The organism is Streptomyces sp. x-80 (assembly GCF_046549095.1).
GTDB lineage: Bacteria > Actinomycetota > Actinomycetes > Streptomycetales > Streptomycetaceae > Streptomyces > Streptomyces celluloflavus.
Genome location: NZ_JAJPWM010000013.1, coordinates 117,212 through 143,198 on the forward strand (window position 1 = coordinate 117,212; position 25,987 = coordinate 143,198).

Genomic DNA, 25,987 nt, shown 5'->3' on the forward strand with positions numbered 1-25,987 from the left:
GCGGGCCGAGGAGCGAAGAGCGGGGTGCGCGATGGGTACGGAGGCGGAGCGGGCGGCAGGGGGCCGCGAGGAGTGGGCCGATGTGACCCCGGACGCCGCGCGGCGGCTGGTCAGCGCGGCCGTCGAGGCGTTCGCCGAGCGCGGATACCACGCCACCACCACCCGCGATATCGCCGGCCGGGCGGGGATGAGCCCCGCCGCGCTCTACATCCACTACAAGACCAAGGAAGAACTCCTCTACCGCATCAGCGGCATCGGCCACGAGCAGGCGCTGCGCATCATGGGCGCCGCCGCCGCGGCCGGGGGCACTGCCACCGAGCGGCTCGGTGACGCCGTACGCGGCTTCGCCAGCTGGCACGCCGAGCACCACACCACCGCCCGGGTCATCCAGTACGAACTCCAGGCGCTGGGCCCGGAGCACTACGCCGAGATCACCGGTCTGCGCCGCCGGACCGACCGGGCGCTGCGCCAGATCATCCAGGACGGCGCGGACACCGGGGAGTTCCGGGCCGACGACGTGCCCGGCACCACCCTCGCGGTGCTCTCCCTGTGCGTGGACGTCGCCCGGTGGTTCTCCGCGGACGGCCCGCGCACCCCCGACGAGGTCGGCGCACTCTACGCCGGTCTGGTGCTGCGCATGGTCGGCGCGGAGACGGTATGAGGTACGGGCCGGGCGGGCTCGGCGGGCCGGGGCGTCGCGGCTGAAGCGGCCCCGGCCCGTCGGCCGGCCGGTGTCAGAGGTAGAAGCGGCTGACCGTCTCCGCGACGCAGACCGGCTTGCCGCCGCCCTCCCGCTCGACCGTCACCGTCGTCGCGACCTGGACGCCGTCCGGCACCTCGGTCACTTCCGCGATCCTGGCCGAGGCGCGCAGCCGCGAGCCGACCGGGACGGTGGCGGGGAAACGCACCTTGTTCACGCCGTAGTTGATGCCCATCGTGACGTTGTCGACCCGCATCAGCTGCGGGACGAGCGCGGGCAGCAGCGACAGCGTCAGATAGCCGTGCGCGATGGTCGTCCCGAAGGGACCGGCGGCGGCCCGCTCCGGATCGACATGGATCCACTGGTGGTCGCCGGTGGCCTCCGCGAACAGGTCGATCCGCTGCTGGTCGATCTCCAGCCAGTCGCTGGTGCCCAGGTCCTCGCCGACCGCGGCCCGCAGCTCGTCGAGCGATCCGAACACTCGGGGCTCTGCCATCTCCGTCTGCCTCCTCAGGGATCCGTGCGCGCCTGTCGCCGTCGCTGAACGCCGTCGCCGTATGCCGCTGCCCGGCGCTGACTGAGCGCTTGCTCAGCATGCTGAGTGCCCCCACCGGCTGTCAACGTATGCGTGGATCCCCGCTATCAAGGGCTGACCCGTCATACCTGGTGGGTCAGCGCGCGGCGTCGGATGCGGTGCATCGCAAGGCGGAGGAGCATCCGTCTACTGGATGTTGGTGGACGCTCCGGCAACGCGGCGAGGTGCCGTAGCTGTCGTCGCGCGCCCGCCAGGTATGACGGGACAGACCTTAGGGTGGAACCCGTGCCCCAGCTTCCCTACAAGGTCCATGAACTCACCGTCGGCCAGCTCTCCGCGCGGAGCGGCGCGGCCGTCTCGGCGCTGCATTTCTACGAGTCCAAGGGGCTGATCAGCAGCACCCGCACGGCCGGCAACCAGCGCCGCTACACCCGTGACGCGCTGCGCCGGGTCGCCTTCGTACGGGCCGCGCAGCGGGTCGGGATTCCGCTCGCGGTGATCCGGGACGCGCTGACGGAGCTGCCGGACGAGCGGACCCCCAACCGCGACGACTGGGCCAGGCTCTCCGAGGTCTGGCGTGCCGAGCTGGACGAACGGATCGGCCAGCTCGTCGAGTTGCGGGACCGGCTGACCGACTGCATCGGCTGCGGCTGTCTGTCGCTGGAGAAGTGCGCGCTGTCCAACCCGTACGACGAACTCGGCGAACAGGGCCCCGGCGCGCGGCGGCTGCGGGTCGACCGGCGGGCCAAGGACCCGTCGGGTCCGGCGGCGGACAAGGACGACGGCGCCGGGCGGCGGACACCGGACGGGCGGGCGGCCGCGGACGAGCGGCGGACACCGGACGGGCGAGGGTGCGGCACGGCCCGGCCCGCCGACGGCGCGCGGGGCACCGGCGGCTGTGCCGTCCCCGGCCCCGCCACTCCCTGACCGGAGGGCGCAGTCCGGGAGGATGCGGCGGCCCCGTCACCAGACGTCAGGCCGGCGCCCGGCCCACGGGCGGGCCTGCTCCAGCTGGGCGGAGAGCGAGACCAGCAGGGCGTCCGCGCCGTACCGGCCGGTCAGCATCACGCCGATCGGCAGCCCCTCGGCGTTCCAGTGCACCGGGACGCTGACCGACGGCTGGCCGGTGGCGTTGTAGACCGTGGTGAAGGGGGTGAACGCGATGAGGGAGGCGAACTCGGCCTCCGGATCCGCGTCGTTGCGCAGCCCGCCGACCGGCAGCGGCGGAGTGGCCAGCGTCGGCGAGAGGAGCACGTCGTAGCCGGTGTCCGGCGGCATCAGGTCGTCGGCGATGCTCTGGCCGAGCACCCGGAACGCGAACAGCGCCGCCGCGAACTCCGTGCCGGAGACCTCGGCGGCGCACTCGCGCAGATAGCGGGTGAGCGGCAGCAGCAGATCCTCGCCCTCCGGCGGCACCGGACTCCGGCCGGCGATGATCGCCCAGACACGGGTGACGGCCTGGCGGATGGAGTCGTCGGCCGGCAGGGACGCCTCCTCGGTCCGGTGGCCCAGTCCGGACAGCAGGGCCGCGGTCTCCGCGACGGCGGCGTGGCAGTCCGGATGTACCTCGATGCCGGGTATGGGCGGGGCGGTGAGAACACCGATCCGCAGCCGCCCCGGATCGCGGCGGGCGTACGCGGCGAACGTCTCCCCGGGCGGCAGCGCGGGCGCCGTGTACGGATCGCCGGGCATCGGCCCCGCCAGGACGTCCAGCAGTGTGGCCGCGTCGGCGACCGTACGAGCCAGCGGTCCCGAGGAGCTCATACCCGTGATGTCGTGCAGCGGGCCGGTACTGACCCGGCCGCGGCTCGGCTTGATGCCGTACAGCCCGCAGACCGACGCCGGGATCCGGACCGAGCCGCCGCCGTCGCTCGCATGCGCCAGGGGCGCCAGGCCGCCGGCGACCGCCGCGCCCGACCCGCCGCTCGAACCGCCCGCCGAGCGCGTCAGGTCCCAGGGGGTACGGGCGGGCGGTGTGAGGTCGTTCTCGGTGTGACAGGAGAGCCCGAACTCAGGGGTGTTGGTCTTGCCGAGCAGGACCGTGCCGGCCTGCCGCAGCTTGCCGACCACGTGGTCGTCGACGGTCGGGACGCGCTCGGCCAGCGTCCGCGAGCCCAGCGTGCAGCGGACCCCGGCGACGTTGTTGAGGTCCTTGACCGGGACGGGGATGCCGTGCAGCGGCGGGAGTTCGCGGCCTTCCCGGCGGGCGGCGGCGGCCGCGCTCTCGGCCTCCGCGGCCTGTTTGCGGGCGAGGTCCGGGGTGCGGGTCAGGAAGGCGCCGAGCGTGTCGTCCAGCCGGTCGATGCGCGCCAGGTAGTGCTCGGTGAGTTCGACGGGGGAGAGCTCCCCGGACCGGATCGCGGCGGCTTGTTCGAGCGCGGTCAGATCGTGCAGTTCGGCCATGGACGTCCACCCTCTCGTACGGTGCCCGCGCGGCCCTGATGCCGGGTGGGCGGCCGGGCCGACGTCGGTCGGCCCGGGAACGCGTGTGTCAGGTCCTGGGCGAGCTGCTGCCGATTCCCTCTCCGGCCGGGCGCCTCGATGCCGATGCCGGTGTCGACGCCGATGCCACAGGGCCCCCGTCACCGCCACCGGCGCGCGGTATCGCGAGTGCGGTCGGTGGCCTCGGCGCTGCCCCGCAACCGGCCGCCGTCCAGGGCTCGTTGATACGGATCTGACACATGTGAAGATTATGACAGAGGGGTCTGACAAGGCCCTGGGCCGTACGTTCCGCGGTCCCGGCTCAGGCCGCTGTGTACACCCGCGCACCGCCGCCCCGCGCCGCGGCCGTCAGTGCCTCGGACGTCAGCACGGACGCCGGGGCCACCACACCGCACCCCGCGCAGACCGGCCCGAGCACCGTGCGGTCCGCCGGCCGGCCCGCCGGCTCCGGGCGCCAGGCGAACCGCGTCCCGCCGCACACCGGGCAGTCCCGGCGCGGCCGCCCCGATTCCATCGCCACGATCATGCTGCGCAGCACCACCGCCAGGCGGGCCGTCGGATGCCGCTGCGGTGACTCGCACGACACGATGTCACGGCCGCCCCAGGTGCGCCGGTGCCAGTCGGCGGTGGCATCGGGCTGCCGGATGCCGTCGTGCTTCTCCCGCCGGCGCCGGGCCGCGAACTCCGCCTCGTACGACAGCCACAGGGCGCGGGCCTCCTCCAGTTCGGCGAGGGCGGCCACCAGCCGCTCCGGGTCCGGTTCGCGGTCCTGGGCCGCGATGCCCGCCCGGGTGCAGAGATGGTGCCAGGTCGCCCGGTGCCCGTACGGGGCGAAGCGTTCGAGGCACTTGCGCAGGGCGGTACGCCGCTGGGCTGCGGCGAGTCGCGGATTGCGGACCTGTTCTGCGAGAGCTCTGAAACCGGCCATGTCATCCCACCTCCGTGGGGAGGACCCGATGTGACAGGGAATGGACGTACCCGGCCGCCACCTGGATCCATCGAATTTTTGTGCGGTTTGTGCGAGGTGTCCAGCGCCGTCATCGTCGTCAGTGCCGCCACCGGCGTCAATGCCGGGCCTTCGGCCAGTGGCCGGGCTTGCGCGGGGGGTGGGAAAAGGTGACGGCTGTTCATCTTCCGGTGCCGAGTAACCGGCGGTAACCTCCGGCCCACCCGCCTCCTGAGGAGCAGGCATGCGACGACGTACCGGAAGGCTCAGGACTGCCGCCGCGGCAGCCCTGTTCGCCCTGGGTGCCATGGTCTTGGCCCCACCCCCCACCGCGGCCGCGGCCACCGGGCCGAACGATGCCGACGACTACTGCCAGGGCCAGTGCGCCGACATCCTGCCGCCGGGTGCCAGCGGCAACGCGACGCTGGCGGAGATCCTCGGCAACAAACTGTTCGGCACCCATCCCGAGCACACCACCGACCAGCTCGCCCCGTACGGCGCGCTGGCGAGCGGCTATCAGTCGCTCACCGACGACACCCTCACCCAGTTCTTCAACGACGCCTCCTTCGGCGTCCCCAAGGACCAGATAGCCAAGGTCACCACGCCGCGCGACGACGTGACCATCACCCGCGACAAGAAGACCGGCGTCCCGCACATCAAGGGCACCACCCGATACGGCACCGAATTCGGCGCCGGCTACGCCGCGGGCCAGGACCGGCTCTGGCTGATGGACCTCTTCCGGCACATCGGACGCGGCGAACTGACCTCCTTCGCGGGCGGCGCGCTCGCCAACCAGGGCCTGGAGCAGCAGTTCTGGCCACAGGCCCCGTACACCGAAGCCGATCTGCAAGCCCAGGTCGAGAACATCCGGGACACCAACGGGGCCCGCGGCAAACAGGCCATGGACGACGCCCAGGCGTACGTGGACGGCATCAACGCCTACCGCGAACAGTCCAAGAACGGCCGCTATTTCCCCGGCGAGTACGTACTGACCGGCCATGTGGACGCCATCACCAACGCCGGCGAGATCAAGCCCTTCGAACTCACCGACCTGATAGCGCTGGCCTCCGTCGTCGGCGGCCTCTTCGGCAACGGCGGCGGCGGCGAGGTCCCCGCGGCCCTCGCACTGCTCTCCGCCCAGCAGAAGTACGGCGTCGAACAGGGCACCAGGGTCTGGGAGTCCTTCCGCGAGCGCAACGACCCGGAGGCCGCGAAGACCCTGCACGACGGCAGCAGCTTCCCGTACGCCGTCAAACCGGCCAGGGCCAAGGGCACCGCGCTGCCCGACCGCGGCTCGGTCACCCCGGAACCGCTGGTCTTCGACCGCCAGGGAGCGGCCGCCGTCAAGGGCAAGGAACTACCCCGGAACCCGGTCAAGGCGCCGGAGAAGTACCGCAAACTGGAGGGGATGTTCAAGGACGGGGTGCTGCCCAAGGGCAGCTTCGACCCGACCCAGCACCGCGGGATGTCCAACGCGCTGCTCGTCTCCGGCAAGCACACCGCCGGCGGCCACCCGGTCGCCGTCTTCGGGCCGCAGACCGGCTACTTCGCGCCCCAGCTGCTGATGCTCCAGGAGATCCAGGGACCGGGCATCAGCGCCCGCGGCGCCTCCTTCGCGGGCGTCGGGATGTACGTCCAGCTCGGCCGCGGCCAGGACTACGCCTGGAGCGCCACCTCCGCCGGCCAGGACATCACCGACACCTACGCCGTCGACCTGTGCAACGCGGACGGCTCCGCGCCCGCCAAGGACGCCACGTCCTACCGCTACCGCGGCGAGTGCGTCCCCATGGAGAAGCTGGAGCACACCAACGCCTGGCACCCCACCATCGCCGACCCGACGGCCGCCGGCTCCTACCGCATGCAGGTCCTCCGGACGAACTACGGGATCGTCACCCATCGCGCCACCATCGACGGCAAGCCCGTCGCGTACACGGCGCAGCGCTCCACCTACCGCCACGAGGCCGACTCCATCATCGGCTTCCAGATGCTCAACGACCCGTCCTACGTCCGCGACGCCGCGACCTTCCAGCAGGCCGCCCAGCACATCGGCTACGCCTTCAACTGGTTCTACGCCGACTCCCGCGACATCGCGTACTACAACAGCGGCCTCAACCCCGTCCGCAACCCGGACGTCGACCCGGCGCTGCCCGTCAAGGCCGACCCGGCGTACGAGTGGCGGGGCTACGACCCCAGGACCAACACCACCGACTACACCCCGCCCGCCCAGCATCCGCAGTCGGTGAACCAGGACTACTACATCTCCTGGAACAACAAACAGGCCAAGGACTACGACTCGGCCGGGTTCGGCAACGGCTCGGTGCACCGCGCCAACCTCCTGGACGACCGGGTGCGCGCGCTGACCCGGGGCGGCGGGGTGACCCGGGCGGCGCTGACCCGGGCGATGTCCGAGGCCGCCGTCACCGATCTGCGCGGCGAGGACGTACTGCCCGAACTCCTGCGCGTGCTGCGCAGCGAGCCGGTCACCGACCCCAAGCTGAACACCGCCGTCCAGCAGCTGGAGGCATGGCGCAAGGACGGCGCGCAGCGCCGCGAGACCACCGCGGGCTCGCACAGCTACGCCCACTCCGACGCCGTACGGCTGATGGACGCCTGGTGGCCGCGGCTGATCGAGGGTGTCTTCGCACCGGGTCTGGGCGACGACCTCTACCGCGCGCTGGGCGCCAACCTCGCCATCGACGAGTCACCGTCGGCCGGCCACGGCCCCACCGGGGCACACGCCGGATCGGCGTTCCAGTACGGCTGGTGGAGCTACGCGGACAAGGACCTGCGCGCGGTACTGGGCGACAAGGCCGAGGGCCCGCTCGCCGAGAAATACTGCGGCAACGGCGAGCTGCCGGCCTGCCGCGACACCCTGCTGGCGACGTTGCAGCAGGCGAACGGGCAGACGGCCGAGCAGGTCTACCCCGGTGACGACACCTGCAAGGCCGGCGACCAGTGGTGCGCGGACTCCATCGTCCAGCGCGCGGTGGGCGGTCTGACCCACGCCACCATCAGCTGGCAGAACCGGCCGACCTATCAGCAGGTCGTGGAATTCCCGTCACACAGATGAGCGCGTCACGCGGCGGGCGCGGACACCACCGGCAGCACCGGCAGCACTGGTGACACCGGTGGACGTCGAGCGGCCGGTGCCGTCCCGCACAGACCGGCCCCGGGCACCCGCCCGGGGCCGGGGCGCGGGCGGACGGGGGCCGGTCGGCCGGACAGCGGCCGGGATTCGGCCATGTCCCACTGTCGCGTACGCTACTGACAGGCCGCCGACAGCACACCGGCAGCCCGGGGCGGGGCGACGGGTCGCGAGTGACCGCTGCCGTCCGCCGCGGCCACCGGAGCCGCGCCCGCCCTCAGGCCAGCTCGCGCTCCCGCGTCTCCGGCAGCGCCAGCACACAGAGCAGCGAGACGACCGCCATCGCGCTGACGTACCAGCCCACCGACGCGGAGCCGAACGCCGACTGGAGCCGGGTGGCGACCAGCGGCGCCACCGCACCGCCCAGGACGCCGCCCAGGTTGTACGCCAGCGAGGCGCCCGAGTAGCGCACCGTCGTACCGAACAACTCCGGCAGATAGGCCCCCATCGGGCCGTACACCACCCCCATGCAGAACAGCGCGCCGCCGACCCCGAGGGCGATCAGCACGGGCTGCCCGGTGTCCAGCAGCGGGAAGAGGACCAGCCCCCAGACCACCGCGAGCCCGCACCCGGCGAGGATCAGCTTGCGGCGGCCGGAGCCGTCGGAACGGGTGGCGGCGAGCCAGGTGCCGGCCGCGAGGAAGAGGCAGGCGACGAGCGAGAGGCCCAGCATGGTGTCGCGCGAGATGCCGAGGGTGCCGGTGGCGTAGGAGAGGCAGTAGGTCGTCGCGGTGTAGAAGAGGCCGTACGCGATGATCATGCCGCCGGCCCCCAGCAGCAGTTCGCGAGGATGCCGCCGCAGCACGTCCAGCGTGGGGACCCTGCTCGCCTCCTGGGCGTCCATCACCTTCGCGAAGACCGGCGTCTCACTGATCTTCAGCCGGACGAACAGCCCGACGCCGACCAGCACGAACGACAGCAGGAACGGCACCCGCCAGCCCCAGGAGCGGAACGCCCCGTCGTCCAGCACCGCGGAGAGCAGCCAGAACACCCCGGTCGCCGCGAAGAAGCCGACGGACGGCCCGAGTTGCGGGAACGCGGCGTACAGCCCGCGGCGCTTCTTCGGGGCGTGCTCGACCGCCAGCAGGGCGGCCCCGCCCCATTCGCCGCCCAGCCCGATGCCTTGGAGGAAGCGCAGCAGGATCAGCAGCAGCGGCGCCCAGATGCCGAGCGTGCCATAGCCCGGCAGCAGCCCGACGCAGGCCGTGGACAGCCCCATCAGCAGCAGCGAGGCGACCAGCACCGACTTGCGCCCCACCCGGTCACCGAAGTGCCCGAAGACCACCGAACCGAGCGGTCGGGCCACGAACGCCACCGCATACGTCGAGAACGACGCGAGGGTGGCGGTCACCGGGTCGAGCGTCGGGAAGAACGCCTGATTGAGAACGAGCGCGGCAGCCGTCCCGTAGATGTAGAAGTCGTAGAACTCGATGGCCGTCCCGATGAACGAGGCCACCGCGACCCGCCGCAGGCTCTCTCCGGAGCCCGATCCACCCGCCGCCGCCGATGACGGTCCTGATGTCGTCGCTGATGTCGTTGCTGATGTCGCGTCACTCTGCACGAGCCGCACTCTCACGCCGGGCCCGGGAGGCAGTCAATACATGGGATGGGCTGTCTCGGTTGTTGAGACAGGGATGAAGGCGGGGGCGTACCGGTGAAGTTGGCGCCCCACCCGCCCTTCTCCCGCGGTGACGCAAGTCACATCACCATTGATCCTTGTATGTCACTTCCGCGGCTTCGGTGGCAATTCATGGATCTGTCCCGCACCGGCCGATTCCCTTTAGGTTCCCGTCCTACGGGATCTTCACGTAATTCTCATTTTTGTGGGCGGGGTGTGGGGGATGGGTACGCGGATGCGTCGAAGGCGCATGTCTGGACTGCTGGCCGCCGGGCTGGGCGGTGTGCTGACGGTCGGTCTGCTACCGGGGCCGTCCGCGGCCTTCACATGGTCTGCGCCCCGTCAGGCAAGCCCCGCGGCGGCGCGCGCCGAGACGTCGGACAGCCAGGCGGCCACGGAGGAAAGGGCGTTGGCGACAGCCGTGCGCACCGGCCACCCTGTGAAGATCACGTCGATGCAGGGCGAGTCGGCCGACGTTTTCGCAACCCCCGAGGGGAAGTTGCAGGCGCGGCAGTACCTGCGCCCGGTCCGCGCACGGATCGGCGGCCAGTGGAAGGACATCGACACCGATCTGGCCAAGAGCGGCGACGGAAGCGTCGCCCCGAGGTCCGCGACGGTGGACCTGGCGTTCTCCGGGGGCGGGGACGCTCCCCTGGTGCGGATGCGGCGCGCGGGGCGTGAACTCGCGCTGTCGTGGCCGGGCACGTTGCCGGCTCCGGTGCTGGACGGGGACGTGGCGACGTACCGCGATGTGCTGCCGGACGTGGACCTGCGGATGGGAGCCCAAGCGGACGGGTTCACCCAGCTGTTGGTGGTGAAGACTGCCGAGGCCGCCGCCGGCGAGGCGCTGGCGCAGCTGCGGCTGAAGGTGGCGGCGGCCGGTATGGACGTCAAGGAGACCTCCGCCGGCGGGCTGGCGGCGGTGGACAAGGGCGCCGGATCCCCGGTCTTCGAGGCGCCGACCCCGATGATGTGGGACTCCAGCCCCGGCCGGGCCGCCGACGGCCCGGCGGGGCAGCAGGCCCGGTCGGCGGCGAAGGACCAAGGCCGTGCCCCGGCGGCGAAGGGCGCCACGGCGGAGGAGGGGGCCGAGCCCCCGACCGGGCAGAGCCCCGAGCCCTCGGCGGGTGAGTCGGGCAAGCTCGCACCGGTGGCCGTGGCGGTACCGGCCGGTCAGGGCCAGGTGGTGCTGACACCGGATGCCGAGGTCCTCAAGGGCAAGGACACCGTGTACCCGGTGTTCATCGACCCGCAGTGGTCCACCCCGCGTGCCACGTCGTGGACGATGGCGTCGAAGTACTGGGCCTCCTCCCCGCAGTGGAAGTTCAACGGAGACCACGACGCCGGGCTGGGCTATTGCAACTGGAACTACTGCAAGCCGAACGACACCAAGCGCCTCTTCTACCAGATCCCGACCTCCGCGTTCGCCGGCAAGTCGGTCCTGTCGGCGGAGTTCGTGGTCCGCAACACCTGGTCCGCCTCCTGTACCAAGAAGGAGGTCCAGCTGTGGCGCACCCGGCCCATCACCTCCGCGACGACCTGGAACTCCCAGAACGCCGCCGGCTTCTGGGTCCGGCAGCTCGCCTCCGACAGCTTCGCGTACGGCTATGAGGGATGCGCGGCCAAGGACGGTGAGTTCGACGTCAAGTCCGCTGTCCAGGAGGCCGCGAACAACCAGTGGCCCACGCTGACGTTCGGGCTGAAGGCCGGCAGCGAGGCCGACGGGTACGCCTGGAAGCGGTTCTCCGACAAGGCGTATCTGCGGGTGACGTACAACCGCCCGCCGCCGCAGGTGAAGACCTCGCAGCTGGCGATGGAGTACGGGGGAGCGTGCAAGAAGTCCGATGCGCCGGCTCACGTCCGCACCCGGGGGAAGCTGTACGCGAACCAGATCACCGATCCGGACAACGACAACGTCGCCGTCGAGTTCGCGGCCAACTGGGACGCCGGTGACGGCAAGGGCAACATCGTGCGCTGGAAGCCGGGCCTGACCACGGCGAAGAAGTCCGGGTCGAACTTCTCGGTCACCGCGCCGGTGGTACCGCAGAACGTGGTGGTCAACTGGTTCGTCCGCGTCTACGACGGAGCGCAGTACTCGCCCTGGTCCTACGCCGGAGCACCGCAGGCGTGCTACTTCATCTACGACACCACCGTCCCCGCCGCACCCGCCATCAACTCCGGCGCATATCCCCCCTCCGACCCGGAGAACCCCGACGACCCCTGGTACGACGGTGTCGGCCAGTACGGCGCCTTCGCCCTCAGCTCCGCCTCCAAGGACGTCAATCGCTACCGGTACGGCGTCAACAACGACCCGTCCGCCAAGAACCAGCTGACGACCAGTGGCGGCGCGGCGAAGAACGTCAACGTGCTGCCCCAGAAGCCGGGCGTCAACTTCGTGACCGCCCAGGCATTCGACGAGGCCGGCAACGGCAGCGAGATCCGTACCTACCAGTTCCGGGTCAGGGCCGGACAGCCCGAGCGCGCCACCTGGCAGATGGACGAGGCGGCCGGTGCCACCGAGGCCAAGGGCTCCACCCCGGCCCGCACCGCGGACCTGCACGGCGGCGCCACTCTCGGCGGCGACGGGGTGGTGGGGACGGGGCTGTCCCTGAACGGCACCGACGCCTACGCCTCCACCGACATCCCCGTGATCGACACCTCCGCCGGCTTCGCCGTCTCCGCCTGGGTCCGGCCGACCGAGATCCCCGACCACGCGGCGATCATCGCCACCCAGCCGGGCAACTACCGCCCCGGCTTCGAGCTGTACTACTCGTCCGACCTCAAGCGGTGGGTCTTCAACCAGTACACCGCCGACAGCCAGGACGCCGGCATCGCCCGCGCAATGGCCCCCCAGCCCGGAGGCGTCACCGCGGGCGAGTGGACCCATCTGGTCGGCGCCTACGACAGCGTCGCCAAGGTGCTCCAGCTGTACGTCAACGGCAAGCTGGCCGGCCAGACGCCGTACACGACGGCCTGGAACGCCCGCCGGGGCCTGCAACTGGGCGCCGGTTCGTACACCGGCAATCCCGGAGCCTTCTTCCCCGGCTCCCTGGACGAGATACAGATCTTCGACAGAGCCGTCTCGGCCGGTGAGGTCACCCGCCTGTTCAACAAGGAACGCCTCAGCGGCCCCGGCCGCCCCGCCCGCGCCGCCTTCCCGCTCGACGAGGAGGCCGGTACCAAGCAGGTGACGGGCCACGGTGACGTCCTGCCCGCCGTCTTCCACGGGGGCGCACAGCCCGGCCGCCCCGGGGTGGCGGGCAACGCCCTGACCCTGGACGGCAAGGACGGCTACGCCTCCGTGGCCGCGCCGCACGTCGACACCTCACGGTCCTACGCGGTCACCGCCTGGGCCCGCGTCACCGACGCCACCCGCAACCAGACCGTCGTCGGACAGGACGGCGGCTTCCTCAGCGCCTTCTACCTCTCCTACGAAACCTTCGGCGGAGTCTGGAGCGTCCGTCTGGCGACCAAGGACGCCACCGACGGCGGCCTCACCGCACAACGCGTCGCGTCCACACAGAAAGCGGCCCTCGGCCAGTGGACGCACCTCGCCGCGGTCCACGACACCGTCGCGGGCACGGTGAGCCTGTACGTCAACGGCGTCCTCCAGGGCTCCGCGGCCGCGCCCGGCGCCTGGCGCGGCGACGGCGCCGTGCAGATCGGCCGCGCCCTCTACCGCGGCGCCTATGCCGACCACCTGGCCGGCCAGATCGATGACGTCCGCATCTTCGACCGCCCCGTCTCCGAAGGCGAGATCCACCAGCTCTTCCAGCAACGCCCGGTCCTGACCGGCCGCTGGCAGTTCGACCAGGAGAGCGACATCGGCACCAACTCGGTACCGGGCGGCCCGGCGCTGACCCTGGGCGGCGGCGCGAAGCGGGCCCCGGAGGGAGCGTTCATGGGCGAGGGCGGCCTGGTCCTGGACGGCGTCAAGGACTATGCCTCCAGCCCGGTCCCCTTCGACACCAGCGCCAGCTTCACCGTCACTGCCTGGGTCCGGGCAGCGGCCGTGCCTACGCGTCCGGCGACGGTGGTGAGTGCGGAGGGGGCCAATACGAGCAGCATCCGGCTGGGGTTCCAGCCGGATGCGAAGGACACCGGAACCGAAGGCGTCTGGGAGGTGGCGATGCCACGGTCCGACTCCGCGGACGCCGGTATCGACCGGGCCGCCAACAGTCAGACGTTCAATAGCGTGACCGACTGGAACCACGTCGCCGTCGTCTACGACGGCTTCGCCGGACAGGTCCGCATCTACGTCAACGGCCAGCTCGGCGAGGCGGCTTGTGTCGACCGGGACGGCGACGGCCAGGCCGACGACCCGCAGTGCGCCGAAGCGGTGCCGTGGGCCGAGAACGTCATCTCCTTCGAAGCCCTCAAGTCGTTCCAGGTCGGGCGGGACAAGAACGGCGGTTCCTTCGGGAACTACTGGCCGGGCGACGTGGACGACGTATGGGCCTTCCGGGGCGCGTTGACCGCAGAACAGGTCCGCAGCATGGCCGGCGAGATGTACGAACTGCCGACCGAGGTGCCGAAGGCGACCTGACGCCCGACCGCATGCGGTGCACAACCGACCCGCATGCCAAGCCACCAACGGACACATTCACGGAATTGAACACCGCAGCACCACGGGAGTGCCTGCGGTGCGGCAGCGAGGGGTGGGGACAGTAATGAACGGGACGGTCGGCGCAGGCAGACGCAGACGTCTGCGACACAGAATCGCCTTGGGTATCTCCGCGGTGCTGGTGGGTTCGCTGCTGCCGGCGCTGACCTTGCCGGAAGCATCGGCCGCACCGGACGCCGCGGCACAGCCCGACGTCGGCAGGACCGTCCCCGGTACCGAAGGCATCCACGTCAAACCACGGAAGCTGCCGACGGGACCGCGCACCCCCCAGGAGCGCCCCAAGAGCGCATGGCCCGGTGCCGCCGAGGCGACGGTCCACTTCACCCCCTCCGCCTCGGACACACCGTCCGCGGGCGTCGCACCGCGCAAGGCCGACGGCCTCCCGCTCACCCTCGCGCCCGCCCAGGCCCCTTCGGACGAGCCGGACGAGCCGGCCAAGGCGCCGAAGCCGGCGCACGCGGCCAAGTCGTCCGCGCAAGACCACCGGACGACGGCCGCGACCGCACCGGGCGCCGTGACCGCCCGGATGCTGGACCGGAAGCAGGCGCGACAGGCCGGTGTGGACGGCATGTTGTTCACGCTCCAGCCGGCCGCGGCAGCCCCGTCCAAGTCCCAGCCCGACGGGCAGCCCGGTGAGTCCGGTCAGCAGCCCGATCAGGCACCGGGCCCGCTCCGCGTGACCGTCGATTACAGCGGCTTCGCCGGTGCCTTCGGCGGCGCGTACGCCTCGCGGCTGCGCCTGGTGGAGCTGCCCGCCTGTGCGGTGAGCGATCCGTCCCAGGCGTCCTGCCGTACCGCCAAGCCCCTGCCCACCACCAACGACGGCGAGCACCACACCCTCACCGCGGCCTCCGTGCCGCTGCGGTCGAACGCGCCGACGGTGCTGGCGGCCGTGGCCGACGACAAGGGCGCCAAGGGCGACTACCAGGCGACCAGCCTCGCCCCGTCCGCGACCTGGGACACCAACCTCAACACCGGTGACTTCAGCTGGTCCTACGACATTCCGGTCCCCGAGGTGCCCGGCGGCCTCAAGCCCCGGGTGGGCCTGTCGTACTCCTCGGGCGCCATCGACGGGCGCACCGGGAACAGCAACAACCAGGGCTCCTGGGCCGGCGACGGTTTCGACCTGTGGCCCGGCTACATCGAGCGCCGCTACAAGCCCTGCTCCGACGACGGGGTGAAGCACGCCGACGGCAACAAGCCGGGCGACCTGTGCTGGGCCTACGACAACGCCTTCATCTCCTTCAACGGAAAGGCCGGCGAACTCGTTCCGGCGGGCACCGACCAGTGGAAGCTCAAGAACGACGACGGCACCAAGATCAAGAGGCTGACCTCGGCCGCACGGGACAACGGTGACAACGACAACGAGTACTGGGAACTGACCGACCCCGCCGGCGTCCGCTACTACTTCGGCTACCACAAGCTGCCCGGCTGGGCCGCGGGCAAGGACACCACCGACTCGACCTGGACCGTCCCGGTGTTCGGCAACGACGCCGGCGAGCCCTGCCACAAGGACACCTTCAAGGACTCCTGGTGCCAGCAAGGCTGGCGCTGGAACCTCGACTATGTCGTCGACCCGCACGGTGACGCCCTCGCGTACTACTACGAGAAGGAGTCCAACTCCTACGGCCGCGATCTCAAGGACACCGACGACACCCCCTACACCCGCGGCGGCTACCTGAAGCGGATCGAGTACGGCCGGCAGGCCGGCGACCTCTACAAGGACAAGCCACTGGCCCAGGTGTCGTTCACCAACGCCGAACGCTGCCTGCCGCAGACCGGGGTGACCTGCGCCGCCGACACGATCGACGCCAAGGGCGAGTACTGGTACGACACCCCCTGGGACCTCAACTGCAAGGCGGGTACGGCCTGCGACAAGGGCCGGTTCTCGCCCACCTTCTGGACCCGCAAGCGGCTGACCGGTATCACCGCCGAGATCCTCAAGGACGGTGCGCTGACTCCCGTCGACTCCTGGGCCCTGACGCACCGCTGGGGCAAGGCGGACGTCGACTACCAGCTCGAACTGGAATCCATCCAGCACACCGGCCACACCGCGGCCACCCCCACCACACTGCCGAAGACCACCTTCGCCTACACCCAGCTCGTCAACCGCCTCGACAAGACCGGCGACGGCTACCCGCCCTACGTCAAGGACCGCCTGTCCACCATCGCCGACGAGTACGGCGGCCAGACCGACGTCACCTACTCCGCCCCGGCCTGCGCGTCCGGCGGTCTGCCCACCCCCGAGTCCAACACCACCCGCTGCTTCCCGCAGTTCATCGGCGGCAGCTCCAGTGACGACCCGGACAGGCAGTGGTTCAACAAGTACGTCGTCACCGCCGTCACCACCACGGACCGCACCGGCGGCGCCCCCGACCAGGTCACCCGCTACACCTACCTCGGCGACGCGGCCTGGCACTACGACGATGACGACGGCCTGACCAAGGAAAAGTTCAAGACCTGGTCGCAGTGGCGCGGCTACGGCCAGGTACGCGTACAGACCGGCGGCCAGGGCCCCGCCGCGACCGCCATGAAGACACAGGAGGACAGCTACTTCCTGCGCGGTATGGACGGCGACCGCAAGACGACCACCGGCGGCAGCAAGAGCGTCAACGTCTCCCTGGGCGACGGCGAGGGCGACGCCATCGCCGAGCACTCCTCCACGGCCGGCTTCCCTTACAAGACGGTCACCTACTCGGCCCCCGGCGGAAAGGTCCTGGCCAAGACCGTCAGCAGGCCCTGGCACCACGAGACGGCCAAGAAGACGCGGGACTGGGGGACCGTCACCGCCAACTTCACCGGCACCGCGAGTTCCCGCTCGTGGACCTCGCTGGACCAAGGAGCCGGGGCCAAGTGGCGCACCACGGCGACCGCGTCCACCTATGACACCGTCGCCGGACGTGTCACCGAGGTCAGCGACCTCGGGGACGAGGCCGACCAGGACGACGACCAGTGCACCCGCACCACCTACGCCACCAACACCGACAAGAACCTCCTCACCCTGCCCGCCCGGGTCGAGACCGTCGCCAAGAAGTGCGCCACCAGCCCCGACCGCGCGAAGGACGTCATCGTGGATGTCCGCACCGCGTACGACGGCGGCTCGTACGGAACCGCGCCCACCAAGGGCGACGCCACCACCTCCGCGACGCTGAAGAAGCACGACGGCACCACGGCCACCTACCTGGAGTCCGGCACCACCTACGACGCCTACGGCCGCCCGGAGAAGGTCACCGACCTCACCGCCGACGTCACCGCCATCGGGGACAGCGCCCCCGCCCGCACGGCCCGCACCGACGGCCGCACGACCACCACGGCCTACACCCCGGCCACCGGCATCCCCGCCAAGACCACCACCGTCACCCCGCCCGCCGACGGCAAGGACAGCGCCACCGCGCAGACCACCACGACGGAACTCGACCCACTGCGCGGTCTGCCCGCCGCGACCGTCGACACCAACGGCAAGCGGACCACACTGCGCTACGACGCCCTGGGCCGGTCGTGGATGGTCTATCTGGCCGACCGGGCCAGTCCGGCGGTGCCCACCTACCAGTTCAACTACTTCGTCGAAGAGGGCAAGCCGACCGCCGTCGCCACCCGCACCCTCAACCCGGCCGGCGGCACCCAGACCGTCTCGTACACCCTCTACGACGGCTACCTGCGGGCACGCCAGACACAGGTCCCCGGTCCGGACGCCGGGCGGCTGATCAGCGACACCTTCTATGACGAACGCGGCCTGACCGCCAAGTCGTTCGCGCCGTACTACACCACCGGCAAGCCCGCCCGGGACCTCTTCAAGCCCGAGAACGCCCTCAGCGTCGAAACGCAGACCTGGAACACCTACGACGGGCTCGGCCGCACCACCGAGTCCCGCCAGGTCGCCGGCAACGGAGACGGCGGCAAGGTCCTCGCCGTCACCAGCACCCTCTACGGAGGCGACCGCACCACCGTCATCCCGCCCGAGGGCGCCACCGCCACCACCACGGTGACCAACGCCCGCGGCAAGACCACCGAACTCCTCCAGCACCACACCCGCGCGGCCGACGCCCCGGCCGAGACCACGCGCTACGCCTACACCCCCAAGGGAGAGCTGGCCAAGGTCGCCGACCCGGCCGGGAACAGCTGGACCTACACCTACGACCAGGCCGGCAACCAGACCCAGTCCACCGACCCGGACAAGGGCACCTCGAAGGCCACCTTCGACGACCGGGGCCAGCAGACCACCACCACCGACTCCCGGGGCACCACCCTCGCCACCGCCTACGACGGCCTCGGCCGCAAGACCGAACTCCGTGACAAGGCCCTGGACGGCCCGCTGCGCGCCAAGTGGGTCTACGACACCGTCGCCGGGGCCCGGGGCCAACTCTCCGAATCCACCCGCTACATCGACGGCAAGCCGTACACCAACAAGATCACCCAGTACGACCGCCTCTACCGGCCGCAGCGCATGGCCACGGTCATTCCCGACTCCGAAGGCAAACTGGCCGGCAGCTACGAAGCCGGCACGTTGTACTACGGCAACGGCCTGGTACGGGGCCGCAGTTTCTCCACCGTCGGGAACATCCTCGGCAAGGGCTGGAACTACAACTACGACGACGACACCATGCGCACCACCGCCGTCTTCGGCTCCGGCTTCCGCGCCGACCCGACGTACAACCACGTCGGGCAGCCCCTCACCTACAAGATCAACAGCGGCGGGCTCACCCAGGTCACCAACACCTACGAGTTCGGCACGCAGCGCCTGTCGAACTCCCGCGTCGACCGTCTGGGCGTCGCGGGCGTCGACCAGTCCGCCACCTACGGCTACGATCCGGCGGGCAACATCACCGCCGTCTCGGACGTCTCCCGCTCCGGCACCGACACCCAGTGCTTCACCTATGACTTCCTGCGCCGTCTCACCGAAGCCTGGACCCAGAACCAGAAGACCTGCGCGGATGCCCCGGCCGGCAATCTGATCGCCGGTCCCGCTCCCTACTGGCAGTCCTACGCGTACGACGCGGCGGGCAACCGCCGTACCCTGACCCAGCACGACCCGGCGGGCGACGCGGCCAAGGACACCAAGAGCACCTACACCTACCCGAAGCCCGGCACGGCCCAGCCCCACAGCCTCACCGCGGTCGACACCACCGGGCCGACCGGAACGGCCCAGAGCACTTACGGTTACGACCCCACGGGCAACACCATCGCCCGCACCCTCAAGGGCGACAAACAGACCCTGGACTGGGACGCCGAAGGCCACCTCGCCAAGGTCACCGAACCCACCGGCGACAACGGCACCAAGACCACCTCCTACCTCTACGACGCCGACGGCAACCGCCTCATCGCCCGCACTGACACCAAGACCACCCTCTACCTCGGCGACCACACCGAACTGACCCTCGACAAGGACGCCGCCACCCCGAAGGCCACCCGCTACATCCCCCTCGGCGGCGGCAACCAGGCCGTCCTGACCGACGACGGCGCCTACACCATCACCCTCGCCGACCACCACGGCACCGGCCAACTCGCCATCAAGTCCGCCGACCAGACCCTCACCCAACGCCGCAGCCTGCCCTTCGGCGGCCCCCGCGGCGACACACCACCCACCTGGCCCGGCTCCAGAGGCTTCGTCGGCGGCACCGACGACACCACCGACACCGGCCTCACCCACCTCGGCGCCCGCGAATACGACCCGGAGGCGGGCCGCTTTCTCTCGGTGGACCCGTTGCTGAACCTGGCCGATTCGGAGTCCTTCAACGGTTACACCTACGCGGGCAGCAACCCCGTCACCGATTCCGACCCCAGCGGCCTGTTGCGGCCTGCGGAGAACGGGTCCAAGGGGTGTGACCCTGTCAGCTGCCCGTGGATGGACTGGGGCTCGAAAAAGGACCGTCGTGATTTCCTCAACGGTCTCGCAGCGATCAACCCATCGAAGTGGGGACACTATCGAGCTCCTCGGCCCAAGGCCATGGTGCTTCCGGGACTCACCGTCGACGCCACCTGGGACCGAGCTGAGGAGTTCACCAACCGCGTCTACGACCGAGCGACCGACCAAAAGCTCTTCTATCAGGGCATGTTCAACATCGACCCGTATGACCCGAACACCCATTTGAGCCTGGCCATCCTGAAACTGGTGGCCTGCGCGGAGATGGAGGGGCACTGCCCCGAAGGGCGCTGGGAGTTGGTGGCGAACGCCATAGGAGCGGGAGTCCATGCAGGCGGCGGTGGCGAGGGGCCCGGGGGACGCCTGGGCCTACGCGGATACAAGCGTGGCGGAGGTTGTCACAGCTTCCTGCCCGACACGGAAGTGGCCCTAGCCGACGGCAAGAAGAAGAAAATAGAAGATGTCGAAACCGGCGACAAAGTCATAGCCACCGACCCTGAAACCGGCGAAACCACCACTCGCCCTGTCGTTGCCACCATCGTCACCAAGGAAGACAAACACTTCACCGACCTCACCGTCAGGACCCCGTCCGGCGACTCCAGCATCATCGCCACCGACACCCACCCCTTCTGGTCCGTCGACAAGAAGAAGTGGATCAACGCCGGCGACCTCCACCCGGGCACCGAACTCCGCACGCCCCAGGGCGCAACAACCAAGGTCACTGCGGTCCGCCACTTCCACAAGCAGCAGCGGACACACGATCTGACCGTCGAGGGCACGCACACGTACTATGTGCTGGCGGGGAAGACGCCAGTACTCGTTCACAACAGCAACTGTTCGACCGCGTCGAAATATGAGGACATCACTAGCCCCGGCGCCCGCATGCGGAACAAATCGACGGACGTCGGTCCCGTGGAGTTCGGAAAGAACCTTCAGGTCAATGGGTGGACTCGCACCGAAAAGGGCCCGAACATCATGTACGAGAAGGATGGGGCAAGGTATTTCCTCCGAGGGAAGGCCAACAGTCACGAGGGGTGGACGGCGGACTACTACAATCCAGGGTCCAAGAAGGCCGACATCAAGATCAGGCTGGGTGAGGATTGATGGCAGAGGCGAACTCGATTGTGATCGATCGCAACGACTACCTGGATGTTCGCTCCCGTGGCGCAGCCGCCTTCGACCTTGACGCCAGGTTGCCCAACCAGGTCTTCAAGGAGGGTGCTGGAGACTCGCTGTTTTGTGAGTTCGATGCTGTCCTCGCCCCGGACTTCTGGTCGGCGCTCTGTGCGATGGCTCGGTGGCATGGTGACGGGTGCGTCGAACTGCTGGTTCTTGAGCCGGATTGCGATGCGTTCTACGTCCCGGAGTACGGGATGTACCCGGCGATGTCGTTGTCCGTCGAGGCTGACGTGGACGACTATTGGGCCGCGATCGGTTACGAGCCGGACGGCGACATCATGGGGTCGATCGCGATCTCGGCGAACGTCATTACTGCGACCGGACCTTCCGGAAGATGGGGATGCTGGGGTGAAAGGGATCCCGAAGTTGCAGTTTTTCGGGGGTTCCCGAACGCAGTTGCACGGAATGAATGGTGCACGCAGTTCGGGCCCTTCCTGGACGTATCAGGCGCGTTGGAGTCGTATCTTCCGCTGACCTTCGCGGGGCGGACCGTCCCGGACGGGTACGCCGCAACCCTGACCGCCAACTATGGACCTATGGGCGGTCAAGGTTCCTTGCCGAGTTTCGTGGTCCCGCCCGGGTATTGAGAGTCACTGGGTAGGATGCTTCTGCAATTTGAAGCCCCGTCAGGTGCATCCTGATGGGGCTTCTGCATGGGGTGACGGCAGCAGTTGACGGCAACGTCAGTGGACGGTGGCTCCGCACAGCGGCGGGTCGTTGCCGTCGTCGTAGGTCGACTCGTCGTTGGCAGGGCCGTCAAGGACGGCACTGAGGGTGTCGATGGCGTCGCGCTGGAGGCGGAGGCGGACGTGCGCGTAGACGCCGGCCGTGACGCCGATGTGGGCGTGGCCGAGGAGTCCTTGTTGACGACGAGTTCGACGCCCTGTTCCAGGAGCAGGACGGCGGTCGAGTGGCGGATGTCGTGGAAGCGGATGCGGCGGAGGCCAGCGCGGCGGAGGAGCGTGTTGAAGGTGTGGATGAGGTTGGTCGGGCCGATGGGGCGGCCCTGCGCAGTGGTGAAGACGCGCCCGTTTCCCTGCCATTCGGCACCAGATCCGTCCGGCTCCGCCCGCTGCTGCTCGCGGTGAAGCTTCGGCGGGTGGAGGCAACTGGCGGGGAGGGTGATGCGGCGTTCGGAAGCTCGGGCTCTTGGTAGGCGGCGTGGTGAGCCCGCCTGAGCTGGTGAGCTGGAGGGTGCGGCGGGTGGCGGCGGTGCCGTTGATGAGATCGATGTCGTCCCAGTGGAGGCTGAGGAGTTCGCCTTTGCGGAGTTCAGCGTGCAGGGCGAGTTTGAACAGGGATTGCAGTCGGTCCGCACCAGCCGTAGGGAGGGTTTGCTGGGCTGCGGCTGCGATGAGAATGGTGTGAAGCGGTGCGGAGTAGGGGGAGCCGTATCGATGTTCCGGGCCGCCGTTGTGCAGACAAATGGCACGCGGATCAGCTGCGCTTGCGTGAGAGGGGTGGGGCGATGACGGGTGAGGCCGTGGGGGAAATGAATATCATTAGATGGTTCGTTCGGACTATTGTTTGCTATTGTTTCGCGTTTTCGGCTGGATGGGTTCTCTATTGTGTCGTGAGCCTGCGCCGCCCCGACCCGCGGCGAGTGGGCGTGGATATCGATGCAGTCCTTTCTTTCTGGGAGTCTTTCAGGATGGGGCTGGCTGACGGGCCGTCGGTGCTGGCGATTATTGGCGGTCAGTCTCTCGTCCTTTTTATGATAGCGGCAGGATTGATTGCGGAGCGGGCGAATGTTTCATTGCGAACAGTGATGGGATTTCTGCTCCTCATGCCTCTGTGGCCTTTCTTCTTCGCTGGGGGAGGGGAAGGGCTGTGGATTCTCGCGGGAGTGCAGGTTTTCTCAGGAGTGATACTTATGCCGAGAAGGGTAAGGTATGCGAGACGTGGGCAGCCTCCTGGTCAAACCGATTGGCCGTCATGTTCTGACCCCTCGGTATCAGAGTGAATCTCGCTCTGTCCTCCAGGCTGTCGCGGCGGTCGCGGGACCAAGTGAGGTGGTTGGGGGAGGCGTTTGTGGCTCGGGTGAGGTTGTGTGAGGATAAGTATCCATGGATTTGACTCCTTGATTTCCGTGGAGTGTTTGGTGATGGCTTGGAAATTCCGGTAATCGATAGCCGTGACGGGCTGGAAGTGAATGCGTGCTGCCGTGAATTCTGTAGATCCCCTGGAGCGTTCAGATGAGTCAACCCTTCGTTGGCTTGTGCGCTGCGGCATTCGATACGTCATTATCTTTGCGCTGGGTTGGGTTCTCGTGGCGGCCACATTTGATCGCCCCAATGATCCGACATCCTTGGACTTTTCTGTGCGACTGCCGTTCTGGGAATCCTTTTTGCGGGGCCTGTCCGGCGGATGGGGGCCATTGTTGATCGAGGGCTGGCAGTCTCTGGTGGTCCTGGGATTTATCGCTCGGCACAGACATCAAGAGACAGTCGGCTCCTTCAGGCTCAGAGCGGGATTCCTGCTCCTTTTCCCGCTGTGGCCTTACGTGATATTCACGCCGTTGAACATGCTTTTGATCTTGGCTGGTGTTCAGGTGCTCTTTGCCGCGCTGGTCATGCCTCTCAGGAAGGTGTCGTTGCCTGGCAGCTGAGGAATTGCCGTCATATGTCGGCCGGTGAGCACTCGTGGGCCGGTTTGAGGAATATGTGGGGGCGCCGTCGTGATCACCTCGTACCGCTGGGGGTTCGGAAGGCGCAGCGCGGGGAGAGGGAGGCGGTGGAAGCCCGCCGGATGGTGGGATTGGTAAGGGCGGTGCCGTAGCCAATCAAGAGGTTGGCAGGTGAATTCGCCGAGTGCGGGCCGGCTGAAGTCGGGGTGGGGCAGTGCTTGCAGAGCGGCGGGCATGTGGTGGTTGTGAGCACGTCGGCAATTCGGCTCTGTGTGTTGCTGTTTGCGCAGTGGGGTGGCGCCTGACCGGTGGGCTCGTCGGCTTCTGTTACCGATACCGCAGGTACCGTCCCCGTACCCCCCGGAACTGCCGGAGTCCGGCGCGCCAAGAGGTGACCACCTCGTCCGTACTCGCCCCCGCGTCGATCATGGTCCGTACGGTGGCGGAGCCGGTGAGGTGGTCGATGCCGTGGTCCGAGCGCCAGGCGAAGTCGGGCCAGGTCTGTTTCGCGGTCATGAGCAGGGCGATGCCGGTGCGTACCGGGTCGAAGGTGGTGCGGTCGTGGAGGTGGAGTTGGAGGCCGCCGATGGTTTTGCCCTGGAATTTGGAGAAGGTGGGGGCGAAATACGCCTCTCTGAAGTGGACGCCGGGGAGGGCCAGTTCGTTGGCGGCGGCGGACCAGCGGTGGTCGATGCCGTGTGCGCCGAGCAGTTCGAACGGGCGGGTGGTGCCGCGGCCTTCGGAGAGGTTGGTGCCCTCGAAGAGGCAGGTGCCGGCGTAGACGAGGGCGGTGTCGGGGGTGGGCATGTTGGGGCTGGGCGGTACCCAGGGCAGTCCCGTGGCGTCGAAGAAGTCGTCGCGTCGCCAGCCCGTCATCAGGACGGTGTCCAGTTCCACCGGCCGGCCGGCGGCCTTCGGGACGAACTCGCCGTTGAACAGGAGGGCCAACTCCGCCACCGTCATCCCGTGGGCCTGTGAGATGGGCTCGCGGCCGACGAAGGAGGCGTACGCCTTGTCCAGTACCGGGCCGGTGGCCGAGCGGCCGGTTACCGGGTTGGGGCGGTCCAGGACCACGAACCGTTTGCCGGCGCGGGCGGCGGCCACCATGCAGTCGTAGAGGGTCCAGATGTAGGTGTAGAAGCGTGCGCCGACGTCCTGGATGTCGAAGATGACGGTGTCCACGCCGGAGGCGGTGAAGATGTCGGCGAGTTCTTTGCCGCTCTTGTCGTAGGTGTCGTAAACGGGCAGGCCGGTGGCCGGGTCGTCGTAGCGGCCCTCCGAGCCGCCTGCCTGGGCGGTGCCCCGGAAACCGTGTTCGGGGCCGAAGACGGCGGTCAGCCGTACCCGGTTGTCGGCGTGCATCACGTCGACGATGTGGCGCAGGCCCGGGGTGATGCCGGTGGGGTTGGTGACGATGCCGACCCGGTGGCCGTCGAGGAGGCGGTAGCCGTCGGCGGCCAGTCGGTCGAAGCCGGTGTGGACCCGCCGCCCGCCGGGCTCCGGCCGGCCCGGTAGGTGGGCCGAGTCCGCAGCAGCTCCCGCGGCTTGGGCCGCCCCCGCCGCACGGGCCGGCCCCGCCGTCGCGGTGAGCGCCGCGCCGGCCGCGCCGGTCGCCGCCAGATGCCCGAGCAGTACGCGTCTCGACAGGGCCATGTGCAGACCTCCGTGATCAGTCAGGGGTCACCAGGGGTCACCGAGAGGGTGGTCATTGGGGGAACGCTGAGGGGTGGTCACTGAGAGGTGGTCACTGAGGGGGCAGTGGCCGGGGAAGCGAGAGCCGGGGGAGAGCGGTAGCTGGGGGATCGGAGGGCCGGGGGACAGGAGGGGTGGCCGTGGTGTGTGTCGTGCGCACGCTAACGCGGCTCGGGCCGATGCGGAACGTGCCGGGCCGTCGCACCGATGCGGAACGCACCCGGCTGTCGCGTCGCTCGGGGACGTACTTGGTCGTCGCGCCGTCGCCGCAGGACGTAATCGGCTGTCGCATCGCCGTGGGACGTACCCGGCTGTCATGCGGATGGGGAACCTGCCGGAACGTATCGGGCCGGTGCGGTGTCCTGAAACGTCTGAAACATCTGAAACGTATTCGGCTGACGTGCGGTCGTGGAACGGACCCGGCCGCCACATCGCGACGGGGACGCATCCGGCCATCGCGGTGGCGGACCCCTTCCACCAGACATACCGACTGGTTAGTCTGCCGCCAGTTGATCCACCATTCGATCCGCCGGTCAGTCGAGTCGGAGGCGATCGGCTGCGATCTGTCGGCCGGTTACCTGTCAGTCGGCGTCCTTGTCGGCCGGAGTCGAGTGCGACTG

At 69.3% G+C, this 25,987-nt stretch carries 12 protein-coding genes and 1 pseudogene; 7 read left to right on the forward strand and 6 right to left on the reverse strand.

What is annotated here, in order from left to right; all coding sequences use genetic code 11:
* Positions 1 to 31 precede the first annotated feature (31 nt).
* Complete coding sequence (locus ACLJWH_RS25680; protein ID WP_411144109.1) at positions 32 to 661, forward strand: TetR/AcrR family transcriptional regulator; 630 nt, start codon at positions 32 to 34, stop codon at positions 659 to 661.
* Between the two features lie 73 nt (positions 662 to 734).
* Here the strand turns inward: ACLJWH_RS25680 and ACLJWH_RS25685 are convergent, their stop codons facing one another.
* Complete coding sequence (locus ACLJWH_RS25685) at positions 735 to 1,196, reverse strand: MaoC family dehydratase (RefSeq protein ID WP_411144110.1); 462 nt, start codon at positions 1,194 to 1,196, stop codon at positions 735 to 737.
* Between the two features lie 324 nt (positions 1,197 to 1,520).
* Here ACLJWH_RS25685 and soxR point away from each other — a divergent pair, with 324 nt between their 5' ends.
* On the forward strand, positions 1,521 to 2,162 hold the full coding sequence (soxR, locus tag ACLJWH_RS25690) for a redox-sensitive transcriptional activator SoxR (protein WP_411144111.1): 642 nt from the start codon (positions 1,521 to 1,523) through the stop codon (positions 2,160 to 2,162).
* 36 nt (positions 2,163 to 2,198) lie between these two features.
* Here the strand turns inward: soxR and ACLJWH_RS25695 are convergent, their stop codons facing one another.
* Complete coding sequence (locus tag ACLJWH_RS25695) at positions 2,199 to 3,638, reverse strand: amidase (protein WP_411144112.1); 1,440 nt, start codon at positions 3,636 to 3,638, stop codon at positions 2,199 to 2,201.
* A 340-nt stretch (positions 3,639 to 3,978) separates the two neighbouring features.
* Positions 3,979 to 4,605: a hypothetical protein gene (locus ACLJWH_RS25700; protein ID WP_411144113.1), complete on the reverse strand. Its 627-nt coding sequence runs from the start codon at positions 4,603 to 4,605 to the stop codon at positions 3,979 to 3,981.
* 262 nt (positions 4,606 to 4,867) lie between these two features.
* Between ACLJWH_RS25700 and ACLJWH_RS25705 the strand changes: the two genes are divergently transcribed.
* Positions 4,868 to 7,693 (forward strand): penicillin acylase family protein, encoded by a 2,826-nt coding sequence (locus ACLJWH_RS25705; RefSeq protein ID WP_411144114.1) that lies wholly within the window; start codon positions 4,868 to 4,870, stop codon positions 7,691 to 7,693.
* A gap of 292 nt (positions 7,694 to 7,985) precedes the next feature.
* Here ACLJWH_RS25705 and ACLJWH_RS25710 read toward each other — a convergent pair whose 3' ends face one another.
* Entirely contained in the window at positions 7,986 to 9,329 is a 1,344-nt protein-coding gene (locus ACLJWH_RS25710) for an MFS transporter (protein WP_411144115.1), read from the reverse strand.
* Positions 9,330 to 9,840: 511 nt separating this feature from the next.
* On the opposite strand from ACLJWH_RS25710, the gene ACLJWH_RS25715 reads away from it, so the two are divergent.
* From ACLJWH_RS25715 to ACLJWH_RS25725, 3 genes are all read left to right on the forward strand, one after another.
* Positions 9,841 to 13,932, forward strand: a complete 4,092-nt coding sequence (locus ACLJWH_RS25715; RefSeq protein WP_411144239.1) for a LamG-like jellyroll fold domain-containing protein — start codon at positions 9,841 to 9,843, stop codon at positions 13,930 to 13,932.
* Positions 13,933 to 14,110: 178 nt separating this feature from the next.
* Positions 14,111 to 20,974, forward strand: coding sequence for a polymorphic toxin-type HINT domain-containing protein (locus ACLJWH_RS25720; protein ID WP_411144116.1), 6,864 nt, complete (start codon positions 14,111 to 14,113; stop codon positions 20,972 to 20,974).
* Positions 20,974 to 21,636: a hypothetical protein gene (locus tag ACLJWH_RS25725; protein WP_411144117.1), complete on the forward strand. Its 663-nt coding sequence runs from the start codon at positions 20,974 to 20,976 to the stop codon at positions 21,634 to 21,636. Before ACLJWH_RS25720 ends, ACLJWH_RS25725 begins: the two co-directional genes overlap by 1 nt.
* A 96-nt stretch (positions 21,637 to 21,732) precedes the next feature.
* Here the strand turns inward: ACLJWH_RS25725 and ACLJWH_RS25730 are convergent.
* A pseudogene (locus ACLJWH_RS25730) lies at positions 21,733 to 22,457 on the reverse strand (site-specific integrase); the annotation flags it as partial.
* Positions 22,458 to 23,201: 744 nt separating this feature from the next.
* Between ACLJWH_RS25730 and ACLJWH_RS25735 the strand changes: the two are divergent.
* Positions 23,202 to 23,657, forward strand: a complete 456-nt coding sequence (locus ACLJWH_RS25735) for a hypothetical protein (RefSeq protein ID WP_411144118.1) — start codon at positions 23,202 to 23,204, stop codon at positions 23,655 to 23,657.
* Between the two features lie 345 nt (positions 23,658 to 24,002).
* Here ACLJWH_RS25735 and ACLJWH_RS25740 read toward each other — a convergent pair whose 3' ends face one another.
* Positions 24,003 to 25,328 carry an exo-beta-N-acetylmuramidase NamZ domain-containing protein gene (locus ACLJWH_RS25740; protein ID WP_411144119.1) on the reverse strand — a complete coding sequence of 442 codons (1,326 nt, stop codon included), beginning with the start codon at positions 25,326 to 25,328 and terminating at the stop codon, positions 24,003 to 24,005.
* Positions 25,329 to 25,987: the final 659 nt, after the last annotated feature.